Origin of the sequence: Pseudomonas sp. BF-R-01 (assembly GCF_019946615.1) — a bacterium.
Classification (GTDB): domain Bacteria; phylum Pseudomonadota; class Gammaproteobacteria; order Pseudomonadales; family Pseudomonadaceae; genus Aquipseudomonas; species Aquipseudomonas migulae.
Genome location: NZ_JAGYFX010000012.1, coordinates 78,242 through 95,581 on the forward strand (window position 1 = coordinate 78,242; position 17,340 = coordinate 95,581).

A 17,340-nucleotide genomic window follows, 5' to 3' on the forward strand; every position below is an offset into this window, starting at 1 on the left:
TGGAGTGCGCACTTATTGCTTTAAAAAAGGCATGAGGCCTATTGCCAGCTTCTTTGCCGCCCTTTTGCTAGACATCTCGGTGTCCTGAAACGATCAATCCGGTAGCACACTACCGTCCGTCTGAGCGTGTCCGTCAACGTCAGTGAGCATTGCGGTCATTGAATCGGCGGTGGCTCGGCATAAGGTGAGGGCTCAGTATTTTCACCGCCAGGTTCGAGGACGTCATGACCCAAGCTTTGATTTTCGATGCGTTACGCACGCCCCGTGGCAAGGGCAAGTCCGATGGTGCCTTGCACAGTGTCAAGCCGGTGAACCTGGTGGCGGGGTTGCTCAAGGCGTTGCAACAGCGCACGGCGCTGGACACCAGTCAGGTCGATGACGTGGTGTTGGGGTGTGTGACGCCGGTCGGCGATCAAGGTGCGGACATCGCCAAAACGGCCGCACAGGTGGCCGATTGGGACGTCAGCGTCGCGGGCGTGCAGATCAACCGCTTCTGCGCGTCAGGGCTGGAGGCCGTCAACCTCGGGGCGATGAAAGTGCGTTCCGGCTTCGAAGACCTGGTGGTGGTCGGTGGCGTCGAGTCGATGTCACGGGTGCCGATGGGCAGCGATGGCGGCGCCTGGGCGCTGGACCCGGAAACCAATTTGCACAGCCATTTCACCCCGCAAGGCGTCGGCGCCGATCTGATCGCCACTCTCGAAGGCTTCAGCCGCCAGGACGTCGATGCCTACGCGCTGCACTCCCAGCAAAAAGCGGCGCGGGCGCGGGCCGACGGTTCGTTCAGCAAATCACTGGTGCCGGTGCAGGATCAGAACGGCATCATTTTGCTCGATCACGATGAGTTCATTCGCGCCGACTCCACTCTGGAAGGCTTGGGCAAACTCAAGCCAAGCTTCGAGATGATGGGGCAAATGGGTTTCGACGCCACGGCATTGCGGGTCTACAGCCACGTTGAGCGGATCAACCACGTGCACACGCCGGGCAACAGTTCCGGGATCGTCGATGGCGCGGCGTTGATGCTGATCGGCTCCGAAGCCAAGGGGCGTGCGCTCGGCTTGCAGCCACGGGCGCGAATCGTCGCCACGGCGGTCACCAGCACCGACCCGACGATCATGCTCACCGGCCCGGCGCCGGCCACCCGCAAAGCGCTGGCCAAGGCCGGGCTGCGGGTCGAAGACATCGACCTGTTCGAGGTCAACGAGGCGTTTGCTTCCGTCGTGCTGAAATTCATCAAGGACATGGCCATCGACCCGGACAAGGTCAACGTCAATGGCGGCTCCATCGCCATGGGGCATCCGCTGGGCGCTACAGGCTGCGCAATCCTCGGCACGCTGCTCGATGAACTGGAAACCCGGCGCCTGCGCTTTGGCCTCGCGACCCTGTGCGTCGGCGGCGGCATGGGCATTGCCACCATCATCGAACGCCTCTGAGCCACGATTTCAAGGAATCCTCTTCATGATTGAAGCCATTCGTTACGAAAAAGGGCAGGACCAGATCGTCGTCCTGACCATCGACATGCCGGGTCAGAGCGCCAACACCATGAACGCGGTCTACCGCGAGGCCATGGCCGCTTGCGTCGCCCGACTGGTTGCCGAGAAAGACAGCATCGCCGGCGTGATCATCACCTCCGCGAAGAAGACCTTCTTCGCCGGCGGCGACCTCAATGAACTGATCAAGGTCGGCAAGCCTGAAGCCAAAGCGTTCTACGACATGGTGCTGACGCTGAAGGGCCAACTGCGCACCCTGGAAACCCTGGGCAAACCGGTGGTCGCCGCAATCAACGGCGCTGCGCTGGGGGGAGGTTGGGAAATCTGCCTGGCCTGTCATCACCGCGTGGCGCTGGACAATTCATCGGTGCAACTCGGCCTGCCGGAAGTCACCCTCGGCCTGTTGCCGGGCGGTGGCGGGGTAGTGCGCATGGTGCGGATGCTCGGCCTGGAGAAGGCCTTGCCGTATCTGCTTGAAGGCAAGAAAGTCCGTGCGCAACAAGCCTTGCAGGCGGGCTTGATCGATGAGTTGGCGCTGGATCACGATGAACTGCTGAGCAAGGCACGCGCCTGGATTCTGGCCAACCCGACAGCGGTGCAACGTTGGGATGTGAAGGGCTATCAGATTCCGGGCGGTACGCCGTCGCATCCGAAAGTCGCACAGATGCTGGCAATTGCTCCGTCGATCCTGCGCACTAAAACCCAGGGCTGCATGCCCGCACCAGAGAAGATTCTTTGCGCCGCAGTGGAAGGCGCTCAGGTGGATTTCGACACGGCGCACCTGATCGAAACCCGCTACTTCACTGAGCTGACCACCGGCCAGATCTCGAAGAACCTGATCGGCACGTTCTGGTTCCAGCTCAACGAAATCAATGCCGGCGGTTCGCGACCTCAAGGGTTTGCACCTTACGTGACGCGTCGCGTGGGGGTTCTGGGCGCGGGGATGATGGGAGCCGGCATTGCCTTTGTCAGCGCTTCGGCCGGTATCGAAGTGGTGCTCAAGGACATCAACCTCGCTGCGGCGGAAAAGGGTAAGGCTCATTCGGCGGCGTTGCTGGACAAGAAGATTGCCCGGGGGCAATTGAGCATCGAACAGCGGGACGCAGTGCTGGCACGGATCAAAACCACTGAAAGTGACGCCGATCTGGCCGGTTGCGACCTGATCATTGAAGCCGTGTTCGAAGACCGCGAACTGAAAGCCAAAGTCTCTTCAGCCGCGCAACAGGTCGTCGGCCCGGACGCGGTGATCGCTTCCAACACCTCGACCTTACCCATCAGCGGGCTCGCCACCGCGGTACCGGATCAGAGCAAATTCATCGGCCTGCATTTCTTCAGCCCCGTGGAAAAAATGCCCTTGGTGGAAATCATCAAAGGCGCCCACACCAGCGACGAAACCCTGGCCCGCGGTTTCGATTTCGTCCTGCAAATCAAGAAAACCCCGATTGTGGTCAACGACAGCCGTGGCTTCTTCACGTCACGAGTGTTCGGCACCTTCACCAACGAAGGCATTGCCATGCTCGGCGAAGGCGTGAGCGCAGCGATGATCGAGACCGAAGCGCGCAAGGCGGGCATGCCCATCGGGCCTCTGGCGATCTCCGACGAAGTTTCCCTCAGCCTCATGAGCCATATCCGCCAGCAAACGGCCAAAGACCTGCAAGCGGAAGGGAAACCACTGATTGAGCACCCGGCGTTTGCCGTGATTGACTTGCTGCTCAACGAATACAAGCGTCCGGGCAAAGCGGCAGGCGGTGGTTTCTACGAATACCCGGCCGGCGGCCAGAAGCACTTGTGGCCAGGGCTGAAAAGTCGTTTCGAGAAGGCTGACGGGCAGATTTCACCGAAGGACGTGCGTGATCGTCTGCTGTTCGTGCAAGCCATCGAAACCGTGCGTTGCGTGGAGGAGGGCGTGCTGACCTCGACTGCGGATGCCAACGTCGGCTCGATCTTCGGCATTGGTTTCGCGGCCTGGACCGGCGGCGCGCTGCAGTTCATCAACCAGTACGGCGTGAAGGACTTCGTCGCGCGTGCGCAATACCTGGCTGAGCAGTACGGCGAACGGTTCGCGCCACCCGCGCTGCTGCTGGAGAAAGCGGCCAAAGGTGAGGTGTTTTAAGGGACCGATGACGACTCGTGGGGCTTGCCTTGGAACGGTGTTTCGAGGCAGGCTCTGGGGTGTGCATTATTCCCATCACGTGTCAGGTATTTTTTATGTCGTTACGCATCTGCATTCTGGAAACCGACATCCTGCGTCCGGAACTGGTCGATCAATATCAGGGTTACGGGCAGATGTTCCAGCGTCTGTTTTCGCAACAACCCATCGCGGCCGAGTTCACTGTCTACAACGTGATGCAGGGCGAATACCCCAGCGATGATGAGGCCTTCGACGCCTATCTCGTCACCGGCAGCAAGGCCGATTCCTTCGGCACCGACCCGTGGATTCAAACCCTCAAGGCTTACCTGCTGACCCGCTACGAACGCGGTGACAAACTGCTGGGCGTGTGCTTCGGCCATCAGTTGCTGGCGCTGCTGCTGGGCGGCAAGAGCGAGCGTGCGACCCAGGGCTGGGGCGTCGGCACCCACAGTTACAAACTCGCCGCCAAGGCGCCATGGATGAGCCCGGTGCGCGAAGAGTTGACGTTGTTGATCAGCCACCAGGACCAGGTGACGTCGTTGCCGGAAAACGCCACGGTCATCGCTTCCAGCGATTTCTGCCCGTTTGCCGCGTACCACATCAACGACCAGGTGTTGTGCTTCCAGGGGCACCCGGAATTCATTCACGATTACTCGCGAGCCTTGCTGGATATTCGTCAGGAAGCGTTGGGCGAGCAGGTGTATACCAAGGGCATGGCGAGCCTTGAACATGAGCATCATGGCGCAACCGTTGCGGAGTGGATGATGCGGTTTGTGGCGCATAAACCAGAAACTGTTTGAAGCTGAAAAGCATCGCTGGCAAGCCAGCTCCCACAAGGGGTACACGGATCCCTGTAGGAGCTGGCTTGCCAGCGATTGTGTTGTTTACAACCACCCCGATTTCTTGAAACTCGCCCACAAACTCACACACCCCACCGCAATAAACCCCAGCACCGCGAAATACCCGTAATGCCAGGTCAGCTCCGGCATGTTCTGGAAGTTCATCCCATAGATCCCGGCCACTGCCGTCGGGAACGCCAGTATCGCCGCCCACGCCGCAAACTTGCGCTGCACCACGCTCTGCCGTGACGCCTCCAGCAACACCCCGACTTCAATGGTCTGGCTGGCAATGTCTGCCAGGGTCGTCAGGTCTTCCATCTGCCGGGTCACATGGATCTGCACGTCGCGGAAGTACGGGCGCATGTTCTTGTCGATGAACGGAAAACTCAGCTTCTGCAGCTCCTCACCGATTTCCACCATCGGCGCCGCATACCGCCGCAAACGCAATACATCGCGGCGCAGACTGTGGAGTTTTTGAATGTCGCGCTCGTTCAGGGAGCTGCACATGACGTTACGTTCCAGCTCATCGATCTCTGCATGGATCGCTTCACCCATCGGCTGATAGTTTTCAATCACAAAGTCGAGGATGGCATAGAGTACGAAATCTTCCCCGTGCTCAAGCAGGAGCGGACGCGCCTCACAACGCTGGCGGACATAAGCGTAGGACGCCGAATGACCGTTACGCGCAGTAATGATGTAACCGTTGCCGGCAAAGATATGAGTCTCGATGAACTCAAGCTTTCCTTCATGGCGGATCGGCGAGTACGTGACGATAAACAGCGCATCGCCAAAGGTTTCCAGCTTCGGTCGACTGTGTTTTTCCAGGGCGTCTTCAATGGCCAGTTCGTGCAGGTTGAACTGGCGTTGCAGATTGAACAGCTCCTGGGCATTCGGCTCTTCGAGGCCGATCCAGACAAAGTGACCAGGCTTGGCGGCCCAGGCAGCGCCTTCGTCGAGGGTGATATTGGTGACCTTCTTACCAGCGCTGTAAACCGCAGCAGCAACAACTCTACCCATGATTCAGCTTCACTTCTTATTAGTAGCAGGCAGTGTTCAGCTTATCCTTCTATACCGCTTGAGAGTCAGTGAAATCTGCAGAGTTCGAAGGCAAAAGTTCGCAGGCAAAAGAAAACCCGCACAGGGCGGGTTTCGTTTCATGCGGCTTGCAGTTGCCGATCCATCGAGGCGATGCACTCGCGCATCTGCTCGCGGCACTGGGCGATCAGCAGCGGCATGTCGTCCAGGCTCAGTCCGGCAGTTGGAATGGCCGGCAAAGAACGGATCAGAATTTTCCCACTGCGCCAGCGGTTCAATCGCATGTGTTTGACGTAACTGCTGACACACACCGGGACGATCGGCACGCCCGCCGCGATCGCCATCTGGAACGCGCCTTTCTTGAAGGGCAGCAGGTCTTCGCCGAGATTGCGCGTGCCTTCCGGGAACACCCAGATCGAGGTGTCTTCATGTTGCAAGGTGTGCGTGGTGGTCAGCATCGACTGGCGTGCCTTGTGCGCATTGCCACGGTCGATCAACACATTACCGGCCAACCAGAACAACTGACCGAACAACGGCACCCACTTCAGGCTCTTCTTGCCGATGCACACGGTGCGGCGGGGCACCACGTTGCCGAAAACAAACAAGTCATAGTTGGACTGGTGGTTGGCGATGATCACGCAGCTCTCGGGTTTGTCCATCAATGGCCCGACGTCGGCCTTCACTCGCAAACGCAAAATGCACATTGCCGGCCACGCATAGAGGCGCGCGCACAAACGGCTGTTGTCCGGGTTGAACGGGCGAAACAGCCCCAGAATCACCCCCAGCACACCAGCGAGAATAAAGTGCAGGCCCATCAATAACATACGAAACACGAACAGCATTTACAGGCCCCACCGGGACAAAAGGTGGCGCAGTGTACGGATGTGCACTGTTTTCGGCAATTGCCTCTATAGAGGTAGGAGATAGCCGATGTTTGAGCGCATGTTTCCGACTAGTTGGTCAGATCTGTTCTAGAGGGGTTGTAGACTTTTCCACAGAGCGTGTATGAAAAAGCCCGACACGATGGTCGGGCTTTTCGGTGCAGCATCTTTGGGTTAACCCAAATGCTCCTGATCCTGGATGATTGCGTTGTCCAGGGTGTCCAGCAGTGCCTTGCGCACTTTCAGCTTGGTGTTCTTGTGCGCGGTCATGTTGATCTTCTTCAACTGACGAGCCGCTGCCAGCGCCGCGCCTTGCAGTTCTTCTGGCGACACCACCAAGTCGAGGAAACCTGCATCCACGGCACTCTTCGGGTTGAACATCTCACCGTTGATCACCGAACGATGCAGCGCTGCCTTGCTCAGGCGATCACGGGCGATCTCAATGCCGGCGTGGTGCATGGTCATGCCGATCTGCACTTCGTTCAGGCCAATGCTGAACGGGCCGTCGACACCAATACGGTAATCCGCCGACAACAACAGGAACGCGCCCTTGGCCACTGCGTGCCCAGGGCACGCAACAATCACCGGAAACGGGTGCGACAGCAGGCGACGGGACAATGTCGAGCCAGCCGTCACCAGCGATACGGCTTCTTTAGGGCCTGCTGTCATCACCTTCAGGTCATAACCGCCCGACAGAATCCCCGGCGTGCCAGTGATGATCACCACTGCGCGATCAGTCACTGCCTGATCCAGCGCAGCGTTAAACGCAGCAATCACGTCCGGAGAGATGGCATTGACCTTGCCGTTGCTCAAGGTCAGGGTCGCGATACCGTCTTCGAGGTGGTAGGAAATCAACTCACTCATGACGCTATTCCTTGTATGAAAGTTGGGGCAGACGTTACCCACCGCCGCAGGCCAGGTAAAGCGCCGTGACTGACCCGCCAGTCACCCTTTCCCCGCCGGGCAAGCGTAGCTCGCCGCTCCCGCCGTGCATTCCCCTCTCTATATAGGAGAGCGCGAAGCCAGAGATTGGCAGGTTTGCCATGGCCCGGAATGCTCCCGGAACCTCCAAACCGCTAAGCACATGAAAATTCTGCAAAAAAAGTTTGCCATCAGAAAAGCTTTCGACTACATTAGCGCGCCTCGACAGACAGAACATGTTTGAAGAGATACGGTGAAGTGTCCGAGTGGCTTAAGGAGCACGCCTGGAAAGTGTGTATACAAGAAATTGTATCGAGAGTTCGAATCTCTCCTTCACCGCCAAATTCGATGTAACCAGAACCCCTGATTTCGAAAGAAGTCAGGGGTTTTGTGGTTTCTGGGTGTCTGGATTTCGAGGCGGCACGTTGGCCGCGCCAAGGGTAAAAAATGCTCGCCTGGTGGGGTGTCAATTTGCCAGCGTATGATATATTGGCGCCGTTTATGTGATCAGGATCAAAGCCTTATCATTGATTTTCAATGAAAATTAATACGACTTTAGTCTGATTCGCTTAACAACAAGGATGTACACGTGCGAAAGGGATATGCACTTAGGCAGGATCAAATGCTTTTCCCTTTTTTGCGCGTTTACTTGGCCTAAGCCTGGCTTGCCTGGGACAGCTTTGAAGGTGCGCGTTTTATATGCAAAGCGTTTATTTGATCAGTAACGTCAATAATGGCGGAAAAACCTATCTTGAGTACTTGCTGCCAGCGCTAAATGCTCTTCGCAATCACTACAACTGCATTGTGCTTCAGACAAACATTGTCGGTATCAGCAAGTTTGAAGCGGAACAGTTTCTAGGCTGTCCAGTTGAAGAAGTGGGTTTGGATGAGATTGGAAAACTGAAATCACAAGTAATTATCTCGAACGATGCTTCTATCGGGAAATTACTTGATGAATCAAACTTCACCATTTTTATTGCGCACGGCAATGTAGGGATGCCCCTCGCGGATGTTTACTACTGTTCCGGCTGGACATCCTATTGGGATGCAATTGTTTCCTCCTCCAGATCGCTTTTTGATTTGATTAAAACAGGCATGTACTACTTCAGGCGGGACAGAGTCGCCTTGCGTCTGGAGCTTGAACCGGACCGATCGCGTACGGACCTTCGAAACACTAGCGCAGTATCCGTACTGCCCATCAAAATTCCCGACATGTTCAGCGCTCCCCCTGAGTTTCGGTGCATGTCCGAGGAGTATGTTGTTGGCCTTCTGCCTACCCAGATAGGTATTTGCCCGAGTGGCGCTTCTCTGTTTGAAAACATGGAGGTGGTCATTAACTCGGTGAAATCCCAGATTCCTCATGCGAAGATCATTTTTCGACCGTATATGACGGATTTTGACCGTCCCTATGTAAAAGAGTTGTGTGAGCAACTTGCCCGGTACCCATGGGTTTCAATTGACGATACTAAAGGCAGCAGTAAAGACTTCTATCGGATATGTGACACGATCATCACTGATGCCTCCAGTGGTGGTGTGTCCTTTATGCTGAATACGTGCAAGCTGCCGATTTATTATGTTCCAGTGGGTCACGATAGCAGTCCAATCGTCGAAGCCTGGTTGGAACAGATGGAGGGCTTGCTGCCGATCGCTAAAAATGGCGATGAGCTTAAGGATATGGTGCTTGGATTTAAACTGCTTACTTCAGAGCAAAAGTACTTCATTTATAAGAAGTTCTACGACTCAGAGTACAGCGGGCTTCATCATCCGGATGAGGTGTTTCTTGAGTTGGTTGAAAACCGACATGAGTCCCGTTTTCGTTACTGTGTGATCGACTCTTTTGGGGGCGCTCACGACAATTTCATTAGCGACTCTGAAAGAGCGCTGCAATGATCGTGAGTAACTTCCAGGCTCCCAGTGTTGATATGAATACCTCTATTGGCGAGGTCGTGTGGATTACCGGTTTGTCGGGTGCCGGTAAATCAACGCTGGCCCATGAGCTTGTTGCCAGGCTTAGAAGCGATGGTCATCCGGTTGTCATGCTGGATGGAGATGAACTGCGTGATGTGTTTGGCGCAAGTGCGGCCAATGCGCAAAACCACGGGCGTGAAGGGCGGTTGGCGCTGGCCATGCAATACGCTCATTTATGCAGGGTCATAGCGGCGCAGGGGTTCACGGTGGTGATCGCCACGATTTCGCTGTTCCGCGAAGTTCATGCGTGGAACCGTGCCCACCTGCCTGGTTATTTCGAAATCTATTTGAAGGTGCCGATGGAGGAGCTGCGCCGTCGGGATCCCAAGGGCATCTATCGCCGGTTCGATGCGGGCGAGTTGCACAACGTCGCGGGGCTCGATTTGTCGATTGATGAACCGGACGCGGCAGACTGGGTGGTGGAGTTCGACCCCCACCGCCCTCTATCTATGTTGACTGATGACTTACTGCACCATTTTTATAAAAGGAAGTTGGTATGAAAACGGAATGGGATTACACCACACTGGCTGACGCTTACTTGAAGCGTCCTGACTACGCCGATGCTGCGATCGATGCAATGCTTTCGATTGCAGGCGCCGAGAAAGGCGACAAGTTCTGCGACGTTGGCGCCGGGGTTGCGCACCTGACCTTAATGTTGGCTGCGCGAGGCCTGGACGTTGTTGCGGTGGAACCTAATGATGCGATGCGAGCGAATGGCATCAAGCGTACCGCGGACCTGACTAATGTCAGTTGGCATGAAGGCACAGGCGAAGTAACAGGGCAGCAGTCGCAAGCTTTCGACATGGTCACTTTCGGCAGTTCCTTCAATGTCTGTGACCGTGAGCAGGCTCTCAAGGAAACCGCGCGCATTCTCAAGCCACGAGGCTGGTTCGCCTGTATGTGGAATCATCGTCATCTTGAAGATCCTGTCCAGGCCCGAATTGAAGCGATCATTAAAGAACGGGTTCAGGGTTACGGCTACGGTACTCGTCGTGAAGATCAAACGGCAGTGATTGATGCCAGTGCGCTATTCGGTCCTGTTGTTCATCTTGATGCGCGTGTCATTCACGAACAAACCATTGAGGAATGTCTGGAGGCGTGGCGTTCTCACGCAACGCTTGAGCGTCAGGCAGGTGCGAATTTCCATGAGGTGATTAGCGCAATCGATGACTATTTGAAAGGCCTGGGGACTGCTTCGATCCAGATTCCGTACTCAACCAATATCTGGGTTGCTCAGCTGAGATAATCCTGATGGCTCTGCGATTTTCCACCAAGGCCGGTACGCTTGCCGGCCTGCAAGAGCGGCTGACTTCGGCGCGCATTGCTCCGTTGCTGTCTTTCACCGTAAGGGACTGGCAAATGGGCCGGCAAGCCTGTTTTCGCGACATTCAGGGACGCTTGGACGCCGGCCCCTGGATCGTGCGCTCCAGTTGTCTGCGCGAAGATGGCGTACAAGCATCCGGTGCGGGGGCGTTTCTCTCTGTACTTGACGTCAATGAAGCAGGGTTGGAATCGGCGGTCGAACAGGTCATCGCCAGTTATGGCGATGCCAACCAGGCAGACGAAGTTCTGATTCAACCGATGTTGAATAATGTCGTTCGGTCCGGCGTTGCCTTTTCCCACGACCCGAATACCTGTGCGCCCTATCGGGTGGTGAACTGGACGGAGGGCCGTGACACTGCCTCTGTCACCGGCGGTCTGGGTGGCCGGCTTTGGCAGCAGGCGGCCCACAGCAAAGTGCCGCCACCGCCAGATATGCTGCCCGTCGTGACCTTGCTCGAAGAGTTGTTGGAGTTGTTCGAGGGGGTGCCGGTCGACTGTGAGTTCGCTGTCACGCGGGAGGCTGAAGGCGAGGTGTTGTGGTTATTGCAAGCCCGACCACTGATTTTGCCAGCACGCCCGGAATCCGAAGCAACTCAAGCCGATCGGCTGGAAAATATTCAACGCAAGGTAGCGCGGGGCATGCGGCCGCACCCGTTCCTGATCGGCCAGCGTACCGTTTATGGTGTGATGCCGGACTGGAACCCGGCCGAAATTATCGGTATCCGTCCCAAACCACTGGCGCTTTCGCTTTACCGGGATTTGGTGACTGACTCGATCTGGGCCTATCAACGGCATAATTACGGCTACCGCAACTTGCGCAGCTTTCCGCTGATGCCGCATTTTTTCGGGCTGCCGTACATCGATGTTCGATTGTCTTTCAACTCGTTCATCCCGGCAGACCTGGATGAGGGGTTGGCGGGGCGTCTGGTCGATCATTATATCGATCGGCTGCTGTCCGAGCCGACGCTGCACGACAAAGTGGAGTTCGAGATTGTGTTCTCGTGCTACACACTGGATTTGTCGCAGCGGCTGGAGCGCCTGGCCAGTGCTGGTTTCCTGGAGCATGAGCTGGAAGCCATCAGCAGCAGTTTGCGCAAGTTGACCAACCGCATCGTCCATCCCAAGGATGGCTTGTGGCGCGCTGATGCCAACAAACTCGATACGCTGAATGCGCGACGTGAGGCATTGCTGGCCTCCAACGCCGACCCTCTGGAACGGATTTACTGGCTGTTGGAGGATGCCAAACGCTACGGGACCCTGCCATTCGCCGGTCTGGCCCGCGCCGGCTTCGTCGCGGTGCAGATGCTCAAATCCCTGATGACGGTGGGCGTGCTCTCGCAGGCTGACTACGATTGTTTCATGGGTGGGGTGTCGACTGTCAGCGGCCAGTTGGCGCGTGACCGCGCGACATTGGACAAGGCGACGTTCCTCGCACGTTACGGCCACTTGCGCCCGGGCACCTACGACATCCTTTCGCCTCGTTACGATGAAGCGCCGGAACTTTACTTTGACTGGACTCAGCGCCCGTCCGTCCCGGAGCCCGTACAACCGTTTTCGCTGACCCTTCCACAAATGCGCGAAATCGTGAAGCAACTGGAGTCACACGGCTTGCAGCCCGACCCCGTCGGCTTGCTGGACTTCATGCAAGCAGGAATCGAACTGCGCGAGCTGGCCAAGTTCCACTTCACCCGCAATCTCTCGGATGCCCTGGCATTGATCGCGCAAGTGGGAGCCCAGCACGGCATCAGCCGCGAAGACATGGCCTATTGCGACATCAGTGTCTTCAAGGAACTGCACGTTGCGGCAGCCAACACGAGCGATGTGCTGTTGCGCAGCATTGAGCAGGGCAAGGCCCGCCACGCAGAGACACTAAAGGTATCGTTACCGCCGGTGATCACCCGGCCTGAGGATGTCTGGTCCTTCGAATGGCCGGAAACAGCCCCCAACTTCATCACCCAGAAGCAGGTGACTGCCCCCGTGGTGGGCAGTGACGACCGAGAAATACTCGCCGGCGCGATTGTCTGCATTCCCAACGCGGACCCCGGGTTCGACTGGTTGTTTGCCTACCCGATTGCCGGGCTGATAACGGCTTGGGGCGGCGCGAACTCGCACATGGCGATTCGTGCAGGAGAACTTGGCTTGCCGGCAGTGATCGGTGCCGGCGAAGTCCTCTATCGGCGCTGGTCGGCGGCTCAACGCTTGCACCTGGATTGCCCGGGGCGCTGCGTGGAGATGCTGGCATGAAAGTCGTTGCCCTCAGCCAGCGTGTGGACGTATTTCCCGAGCGTGGTGAAAGCCGCGATGCAATAGACCAGCGTCTGATCAGCTTCCTACTGGATGCCGGCTTTTTGCCGGTGCCGGTACCCAACGGGTTGTGTCTGCAAACCGCTGACGGACGGCTGACTCAGGACGCCCTGCATGACTGGCTGCACACGGTATCGCCACAAGCCATTGTGCTTTCGGGGGGAAATGACATCGGCCAGTGTCCGGCGCGCGACCTGACTGAAGGCAGATTGCTTGCCCATGCACGATCCCTGCGCCTGCCCGTGCTTGGAATTTGCCGGGGCATGCAGATGATTGCGCACTGGTCGGGCGGCGAGCTGAAAGCGGTGAACGGTCATGTGCGAACCCGGCATGAACTGTCAGGAAAAATCGTTGCCGAGGTGAACAGTTATCACGGTTTTTCGCTTGCCGCTTGCCCTGAAGGTTTTGAGGTCCTGGCGTGCAGTGGGGATGGGGAAATCGAAGCCATCCGGCACCGCAACCTCCCTTGGGAGGGCTGGATGTGGCACCCGGAGCGAGAGGACGTCTGGGCTGCGCACGACGTTCATCGACTGAAGCAATTGTTCGGTTAATAAAGACATTTCATGAGGTAGGACTGTTGTGAAAGCCATTATTCTGGCTGCCGGACGTGGCAGCCGCATGAAAAGTCTCACGGATGAACGTCCGAAATGCATGGTCGAATTGCGTGGCAAGACACTGCTGGAGTGGCAACTTTTGGCGCTGCGCGGTGCAGGTATTAGCGAGATAGCCATCGTGACCGGCTACAAGCGCGAGGTGTTGGCAGACCAAGGGCTGATCGAGTTCCATAATCCTCGCTGGGCGCACACCAACATGGTCTCCTCATTGGCGTGTGCTGAAGCCTGGTTGCAGGATGCTCCGTGCATCGTGAGTTACTCCGACATTTTTTACAGCCCCGCAGCAGTCCAGTCGTTAATGACATGCAAGGCTTCCCTGGCCGTCACCTACGACCCGAACTGGCTGGCGCTCTGGACACAGCGCTTTGGTGATCCGTTACTGGATGCCGAAACGTTCCGCCTTGCCTCCACCGGCACCTTGACCGAAATCGGCAGCAAACCGACTTCAGTCGATGATGTTCAGGGCCAATACATGGGGCTTCTACGCTTCACGCCTGAGGGGTGGGCAGAGGTTGTCCGGCTTCGCGAGGCCTTGACCCCGGAACAAAGAGACAAGGTGCATATGACGAACACGCTTCAACAGGTCATTGATGCTGGGCGGGTGCCGATACACGCCGTTGCTTACACTGGAGAGTGGGGAGAGGTGGACTCTTCAGAGGATCTCTTTGTGTATCAATAATTGAGGTTTCAGGCCTTGAGTGACTATTTATGAAGAAGGAATGCCCATGATCACCACCACCACCCACGCCATCGAAGGCCGCCAGATCACCGCTTACCTCGACATCGTCAGCGCCGAGTCGGTGCAGGGGGTCAACGTTATCCGCGACATGTTCGCCGGGATGCGGGATTTTTTCGGCGGGCGCTCTCAAACATTGGAGCGTGCATTGAAGGAGGCGCGGATTCAGGCCACCGACGAGATCAAGGAGCGGGCGCGGGCACTGCAGGCCGATGCGGTGGTGGGGCTCGATTATGAGATCAGCATGCCGGCCGGCAAGGGCGGCATGGTGGTGGTATTTGTGACCGGGACGGCCGTCAAACTGAGGTGATTCAGGTAACGGTTCATGTATTTGTTTTGTAGGAAGCCGTGCGGGCCATTCGTCGGGTGTTGGGGAATCTGAATTACAAGTCCGGTAATGACCGGCTAGTCTCAAAAGCTTGGTGGTCGATATGTTTCAGGCAAAAGGGCTTGCCGGTATCGATCCCGCTTTTGAAAGGGGCGAAAAGATGGCTGATCCGTATATCGAAGACGACGGTGCTGAATTTCCAATCAACAATAGCGTGCGGTGTGGCCAGACAGACTATGTGGTGGCTTACGGTGACGATCAGGTCAAGCTTGGCAAAATGAAATCCCAGGTGCCCCAAGGGCCGAAGGCGAAATTTTTACCCAAGGTTGCGGCACCCGTCAGGAAGTAATCCATCCTCTCCAGACCCCGTCATTGAGCGGGGTTTTTTATGCCTGCAACCTTTTTGGCGGCGTGTGTTTTTCGGCCTGGGTTTTCACAAAGTTTTCACAAGGCCTTACGTAATCTCAACTCATCCGTTAGAAAGCAACACCTGGCCCGTCTCCCCAGCGGGCTTTTTTTTGTCTGTCATAAAACCTTTTCCATAAAAGCTGTCCAACCGTCGCCGATGGTGAGGTTGGGGCTGTGTGTCTGGACTTTCTCGCCGCTAAAGCATTCAATCTCGACCCTTTTTGATTTCCCCCTATTTTTTGAGGTTCTTGTCATGCGTTTAACACTGCCCGCTCTGGTTCTGGGCCTTTTGGTTGCTCAAGGTGCAATGGCTGCTGGCGACGGCACTGCCGCACTGGGTGGCGGTCTGGGTGGCGCGCTGGGTAATGTGGTCGGCCAAAGCATGGGCGGCAGCACTGGCGCTGCGATTGGTGCTGGTGTCGCGGGCGCCGCCGGCAGTGCTGTTGGAGCACGCAAAGGCAGCCGCACCAAAGCGGCCATTGGCGGCGGCGTGGGTGCTGCGGGCGGCTCGATAATCGGCAACAGCCTGGGCGGAAAGACCGGTTCGACCATCGGCGCAGGCCTGGGCGGTGCTTTGGGCGGCGGCGTGGGCAGCAACCTGGGCAAGGGCCACAAGGGCCACTGATCCTGATCGATCCGCTCAAAAAGCCCGGCTTGATGCCGGGCTTTTTGTATCTGGCTGTTTCTCTTTCGCAGCTTTTGCATCTTTAGCTGTCCAACGGTCATCGCTGGCCGGATTCAGTGGGGGCAGGTGCTAGACTCCGCCCATCCGCAGCGAATTCTTTTCTCCCGATGCGGAATTAGAGGTTCATATCATGCGTTTGACATTGTCCACATTGTTTCTGGGACTTTTGGTTGCTCAAGGTGCGATGGCTGCCGGTGATGGCACCGCTGCTGTTGGCGGTGGTATCGGCGGTGCATTGGGTAACGTGGTAGGTCAGCAAATGGGCGGCAGCACCGGTGCCGCGATTGGCGCAGGTGTAGGCGGCGCGGCGGGTAGCGCTGTTGGTGCACCTAAAGGCAGTCGCACTGAAGCAGCGATCGGTGGTGGTTTGGGCTCGGCGGGCGGCTCGGTGATTGGTAACAGCATTGGCGGCAAGACCGGTTCGACCATTGGCGCAGGCCTCGGCGGTGCAGCGGGTGGTGCGCTGGGCAACAACCTGGGTACTGACAGCGGCGATTCCCATTCCGGCAACGGTCACAAACACAAGCATAAGCACAAGAACAAACACCACTGATTCGACGATCAGTGACAGCAAAACCCGGCCTGGTGCCGGGTTTTTCATTTTTGCGAGCGTGACACCGGAACGTTGCCGCTCAACCGATTGTCCCTTCGATCGAACGGTTTCCGTGGCGGTGTCATCAAAACTTCAGGTGTTGTTTTCAATGCCCCTGAGAGGTGCTTTTGACCCGAAAGATACTGATGTCGATGACACCCCTAGCACCCCATGCTAGTACGCGAGTCAAACTGGTAGAACCTGTAAAGGCGCGCCAGGAGTTTACCCAGCAAAAGACTCAATCCAGCGCTTGTAAAAATCACGTTGTTGTTCAATGTCATTTGTAATGTCGGCTACTTCATAATCAAAAATATTGACCAAGTCGTCGGGCCCGGCTGGTTTACCCAATTGAAGCTCATACGCTACTACTCCCGCAGACATTTGCGAAGACATGCTGGATGGGTGCACGTTGAGTTTGGCGCCCTTGCATAAAAACTTTGTTTCCGGGTAGTCCGCTCGCAACATCCCAAAGCAAACATACAGATCAGAGCCTGAGTATGTTTTTCTTACGCCGTTTTCCAAAACTAAAGTTAATGAACGGATTCGTCGGTCGCATTCGATCACTACCTTATTAATGGTGCCCTGAGTATCCGTGGTTATTTCTACTATTTTCATGGCAGCTTTCTGTTTGGGTTGGGAGTTGAGTAACCTTTGTAGGTACCATCGGCGTGCACGGGGGTAACGCCGAGGATGTATTTGCTATCGACTCCACCTGGCATGGCAATTTCAGCCTCACCTTTATGAGGCGAGAGTAAACCTAGCTTTTTGTTCACATCTATCCCTTTGATGTTTTTTATTACGTACACAAAACCGTCTTCAAATCCGTAACCAGTGGCGAATTTTATAGCCTCCTTTTCAGAGGTAGTGGTGCTGACAAAAAAACTGGGAGGGCTTCGGTTGTCGCGTGCGTGCAAGTAAAGATCAATACTGTCTCCCAAAGGCTCAAATCCAGTCTCAAAAATTTCCGAGGATTCCCTCGCGTCTCCTCGGTACAAGTAACGTTTATTAGTTTTTGGGGTTGGGGTTGGGGTGGCAGGCTCTCCTGCATCACGTTTCACTTTCCCTGCCGGATCCTCAACCCCCTCAAC

Annotated in this window: 18 protein-coding genes and 1 tRNA gene; 14 read left to right on the forward strand and 5 right to left on the reverse strand. The window is 56.5% G+C overall.

The features are described 5' to 3' along the window. The first annotated feature begins 224 nt into the window (after positions 1–224). The 3 genes from KGB27_RS07605 (at position 225) to KGB27_RS07615 (ending at position 4,418) form a co-directional block, all read left to right on the forward strand. Entirely contained in the window at positions 225–1,430 is a 1,206-nt protein-coding gene (locus tag KGB27_RS07605) for an acetyl-CoA C-acetyltransferase (RefSeq protein ID WP_008042192.1), read from the forward strand. 25 nt (positions 1,431–1,455) lie between these two features. Further along, a complete protein-coding gene (locus KGB27_RS07610) occupies positions 1,456–3,600 on the forward strand; it encodes a 3-hydroxyacyl-CoA dehydrogenase NAD-binding domain-containing protein (RefSeq protein ID WP_223553765.1) in 2,145 nt (714 codons plus the stop codon). 95 nt (positions 3,601–3,695) lie between these two features. Further along, on the forward strand, positions 3,696–4,418 hold the full coding sequence (locus KGB27_RS07615) for an amidotransferase (RefSeq protein WP_008027324.1): 723 nt from the start codon (positions 3,696–3,698) through the stop codon (positions 4,416–4,418). Positions 4,419–4,502: 84 nt separating this feature from the next. Here the strand turns inward: KGB27_RS07615 and KGB27_RS07620 are convergent, their stop codons facing one another. The 3 genes from KGB27_RS07620 to KGB27_RS07630 all read right to left on the reverse strand — a co-directional run bounded on the left by KGB27_RS07620 (position 4,503) and on the right by KGB27_RS07630 (position 7,237). Next, the gene (locus KGB27_RS07620; RefSeq protein ID WP_008027325.1) at positions 4,503–5,474 is read right to left on the reverse strand and encodes a magnesium and cobalt transport protein CorA; all 972 of its coding nucleotides are present in this window, start codon (positions 5,472–5,474) and stop codon (positions 4,503–4,505) included. A gap of 137 nt (positions 5,475–5,611) precedes the next feature. Beyond that, a complete protein-coding gene (locus tag KGB27_RS07625; RefSeq protein WP_008027326.1) occupies positions 5,612–6,334 on the reverse strand; it encodes a 1-acylglycerol-3-phosphate O-acyltransferase in 723 nt (240 codons plus the stop codon). 213 nt (positions 6,335–6,547) lie between these two features. Then, positions 6,548–7,237 carry a crotonase/enoyl-CoA hydratase family protein gene (locus tag KGB27_RS07630; RefSeq protein ID WP_008027327.1) on the reverse strand — a complete coding sequence of 230 codons (690 nt, stop codon included), beginning with the start codon at positions 7,235–7,237 and terminating at the stop codon, positions 6,548–6,550. Between the two features lie 309 nt (positions 7,238–7,546). Between KGB27_RS07630 and KGB27_RS07635 the strand changes: the two genes are divergently transcribed. The 11 genes from KGB27_RS07635 (at position 7,547) to KGB27_RS07685 (ending at position 16,213) form a co-directional block, all read left to right on the forward strand. After that, a tRNA-Ser gene (locus KGB27_RS07635) sits at positions 7,547–7,636 on the forward strand. A gap of 357 nt (positions 7,637–7,993) precedes the next feature. Further along, entirely contained in the window at positions 7,994–9,184 is a 1,191-nt protein-coding gene (locus KGB27_RS07640) for a hypothetical protein (RefSeq protein WP_223553768.1), read from the forward strand. Continuing rightward, complete coding sequence (locus KGB27_RS07645; RefSeq protein WP_223553770.1) at positions 9,181–9,762, forward strand: adenylyl-sulfate kinase; 582 nt, start codon at positions 9,181–9,183, stop codon at positions 9,760–9,762. Before KGB27_RS07640 ends, KGB27_RS07645 begins: the two co-directional genes overlap by 4 nt. Next, a complete protein-coding gene (locus KGB27_RS07650; RefSeq protein ID WP_223553772.1) occupies positions 9,759–10,508 on the forward strand; it encodes a class I SAM-dependent methyltransferase in 750 nt (249 codons plus the stop codon). The genes KGB27_RS07645 and KGB27_RS07650 overlap by 4 nt, the downstream gene beginning before the upstream one ends. Positions 10,509–10,513: 5 nt before the next feature. Further along, entirely contained in the window at positions 10,514–12,829 is a 2,316-nt protein-coding gene (locus KGB27_RS07655) for a PEP-utilizing enzyme (protein ID WP_223553775.1), read from the forward strand. Next, a complete protein-coding gene (locus tag KGB27_RS07660) occupies positions 12,826–13,440 on the forward strand; it encodes a gamma-glutamyl-gamma-aminobutyrate hydrolase family protein (RefSeq protein WP_207286650.1) in 615 nt (204 codons plus the stop codon). The genes KGB27_RS07655 and KGB27_RS07660 overlap by 4 nt, the downstream gene beginning before the upstream one ends. Before the next feature lie 28 nt (positions 13,441–13,468). Then, positions 13,469–14,182 carry a phosphocholine cytidylyltransferase family protein gene (locus tag KGB27_RS07665; RefSeq protein WP_223553778.1) on the forward strand — a complete coding sequence of 238 codons (714 nt, stop codon included), beginning with the start codon at positions 13,469–13,471 and terminating at the stop codon, positions 14,180–14,182. A gap of 46 nt (positions 14,183–14,228) precedes the next feature. Beyond that, positions 14,229–14,549, forward strand: coding sequence for a YbjQ family protein (locus KGB27_RS07670; RefSeq protein WP_008027329.1), 321 nt, complete (start codon positions 14,229–14,231; stop codon positions 14,547–14,549). Between the two features lie 178 nt (positions 14,550–14,727). Beyond that, positions 14,728–14,916: a hypothetical protein gene (locus KGB27_RS07675; RefSeq protein ID WP_032828671.1), complete on the forward strand. Its 189-nt coding sequence runs from the start codon at positions 14,728–14,730 to the stop codon at positions 14,914–14,916. Between the two features lie 312 nt (positions 14,917–15,228). After that, complete coding sequence (locus KGB27_RS07680) at positions 15,229–15,600, forward strand: hypothetical protein (protein ID WP_008027331.1); 372 nt, start codon at positions 15,229–15,231, stop codon at positions 15,598–15,600. Positions 15,601–15,790: 190 nt separating this feature from the next. Continuing rightward, complete coding sequence (locus KGB27_RS07685) at positions 15,791–16,213, forward strand: glycine zipper domain-containing protein (RefSeq protein ID WP_008027332.1); 423 nt, start codon at positions 15,791–15,793, stop codon at positions 16,211–16,213. Between the two features lie 261 nt (positions 16,214–16,474). Here KGB27_RS07685 and KGB27_RS07690 read toward each other — a convergent pair whose 3' ends face one another. Further along, positions 16,475–16,867 (reverse strand): hypothetical protein, encoded by a 393-nt coding sequence (locus KGB27_RS07690; RefSeq protein ID WP_223553780.1) that lies wholly within the window; start codon positions 16,865–16,867, stop codon positions 16,475–16,477. Next, a partial coding sequence (locus tag KGB27_RS07695; protein WP_223520870.1) for an enterotoxin A family protein occupies positions 16,864–17,340 on the reverse strand: 477 nt, incomplete at its 5' end. The genes KGB27_RS07690 and KGB27_RS07695, both read right to left, overlap by 4 nt.